This is a genomic window from Sphingomonas sp., from assembly GCF_051962185.1.
GTDB lineage: Bacteria > Pseudomonadota > Alphaproteobacteria > Sphingomonadales > Sphingomonadaceae > Sphingomonas.
In genome coordinates this window covers 1-2,592 of sequence record NZ_JBQCCN010000014.1, presented here as the reverse complement: position 1 = coordinate 2,592, position 2,592 = coordinate 1, and the positions used below count along the sequence as shown (strand labels likewise).

1 pseudogene is annotated in these 2,592 nt (G+C 64.9%); it reads right to left on the bottom strand.

The window, feature by feature from the left end:
- Positions 1-2,592 (bottom strand): annotated as a pseudogene (locus ACTHJR_RS01085) (DNA-directed RNA polymerase subunit beta'); the annotation flags it as partial.

Sequence of the window (2,592 nt, the reverse complement as noted above, 5' to 3'; positions counted from 1 at the left end):
CGGCCGACGATGACGTTCTCCTTGAGGCCGATCAGCGTGTCCTGCTTGCCCTGGACCGCCGCCTCGGTGAGGACGCGGGTGGTCTCCTGGAACGACGCCGCCGAGATGAAGCTGCGGGTCTGCAGCGACGCCTTGGTGATGCCGAGCAGGACCGGCTTGCCCTGAGCGGGCTGCTGGCCGGGGGCGAGCTTCTCGTTGGTCTCGTCCATCTCGGTACGGTCGACCTGCTCGCCGGCGAGCAGGGTGGTGTCGCCGCCGTCGGTAATCTCGACCTTCTGCAGCATCTGGCGAACGATCACCTCGATGTGCTTGTCGTTGATCTTCACGCCCTGAAGTCGATAGACTTCCTGGATTTCCGACACGAGATATTCCGCGAGCGGCTCGATGCCGAGCACCTCGAGAATGTCGTGCGGATCGGGCGAGCCGCCGATCAAATTGTCGCCACGCTTGACGTAGTCGCCTTCCTGGACGTCGATCACCTTCGATTTCGGGATCAGATACTCCACGACCTCGCCGCCGTCCTCGGGCTGGATCCCGATCTTGCGCTTGGCCTTGTAGTCCTTGCCGAACACGACGCGGCCCGAAACCTTCGCGATGATCGCGTTTTCCTTGGGCTTGCGGGCTTCGAACAGCTCGGCGACGCGCGGCAGACCGCCGGTGATGTCGCGGGTCTTGGCGGACTCGCGAGCGACACGGGCAAGCACGTCACCGCCCTGGACGGTGGCACCGTCGTCGACCGACAGCACCGCACCCGGCGCCAGCATGTAGCGCGCGGCCTCGGCGGCATCGGCACCGGTCAGCGTCAGGCGCGGACGGAGGTCCTCCTTCGACTTGGTGGTCGCGCGATATTCGGTGACGACGCGCTGGGTGATGCCGGTCGCTTCGTCGGCCTGTTCGGTCAGGGTCTTGCCTTCCAGCAGGTCCTGATACTTCACCGTGCCGCCGGTTTCCGTGATCACCGGCATGGTGAACGGATCCCACTCGGCCATGCGGTCGCCCTTGGTCACGATGTGGCCATCGTCGAACATGACGTAGGCGCCGTACGGAATGCGGTCGACCGACAGCTCGCGGCCGTCCATGTCCTTGATCGCGATCTCGCCCGAGCGGCTCAGCACCACGCGGCGACCACGCTGGTCGACGATCAGACGCAGATCGCGGAACTCGACCGTACCGTCGGCATGCGCCTCCAGGTTCGACGTTTCGTTGAGCTGCGCCGCGCCACCGATGTGGAACGTACGCATGGTCAGCTGGGTGCCCGGCTCGCCGATCGACTGCGCCGCGATGACGCCCACCGCTTCGCCGATGTTCACCGGCGTACCGCGGGCAAGGTCACGCCCGTAGCACTTGCCGCAGACGCCGATCTTGGCTTCGCAGACCAGCGGCGAGCGGATCTTCATCCCCTGGATGCCGGTGGCCTCGATCTTCGCGACCGCCGCCTCGTCGAGCAACGTGCCCGACGGGATGATGACCGTGCCGTCCTTGCTGACCACGTCCTCGGCCGTGGTGCGGCCCAGGATGCGCTCGCCGAGCGACGCGATGGTCGAACCGCCCTGAACGATCGCCCGCATCTCGAGCGCGCGCTCGGTACCGCAATCCTCCTCCATCACGACGCAGTCCTGCGACACGTCGACGAGGCGGCGGGTGAGGTAGCCCGAGTTGGCGGTCTTCAACGCGGTGTCCGCGAGGCCCTTGCGGGCGCCGTGGGTCGAGTTGAAATATTCGAGGACGGTCAGACCTTCCTTGAAGTTCGAGATGATCGGGGTTTCGATGATCTCGCCGCTCGGCTTCGCCATCAGGCCGCGCATACCGGCGAGCTGCTTGATCTGCGCCTGCGAACCGCGGGCACCCGAGTGCGCCATCATGTAGATCGAGTTGATCGGCAGTTCGCGGCCCGTTTCCGGGTCTTTCTTCACTGCCTTGATCTCGTTCATCATCGAGTTGGCGACCTGGTCACCGCAGCGCGACCAGGCGTCGATCACCTTGTTGTACTTCTCCTGCTGCGTGATCAGGCCGTCCTGATACTGCTGCTCGAAGTCCTTCACCTGCTCGCGGGTCTCGTCGACCAGCTTGTCCTTGTCCGGCGCGATGATCATGTCGTCCTTGCCGAACGAAATGCCGGCGCGGAACGCGTGACGGAAACCGAGCGCCATGATCGCATCGGCGAACAGCACGGTCTCCTTCTGGCCGGTGTGGCGATAGACCTCGTCGATGACGTCGCCGACGTCCTTCTTGGTGAGAAGGCGGTTGACGGTGTCGAACGGCACCTTGTGGCTCTTCGGCAGGCACTCGCCGAGCAGCATGCGGCCCGGGGTCGTCTCGTAGCGCTTGAGGTAGGTCTTGCCTTCCTCGTCGGTCTGCGGGACGCGGCTGATCACCTTGGTGTGCAGCGTCACGGCGCCGGCTTCGAGGGCCTGATGCACTTCGGCCATGTCGGCCAGCAGCATGCCTTCGCCGGGCTCGTTCTCCTTGAGCATCGACAAATAATAGAGACCGAGCACCATGTCCTGCGACGGCACGATGATCGGCTTGCCGTTGGCCGGCGACAGGATGTTGTTGGTCGACATCATCAGCACGCGCGCTTCCAGCTGGGCC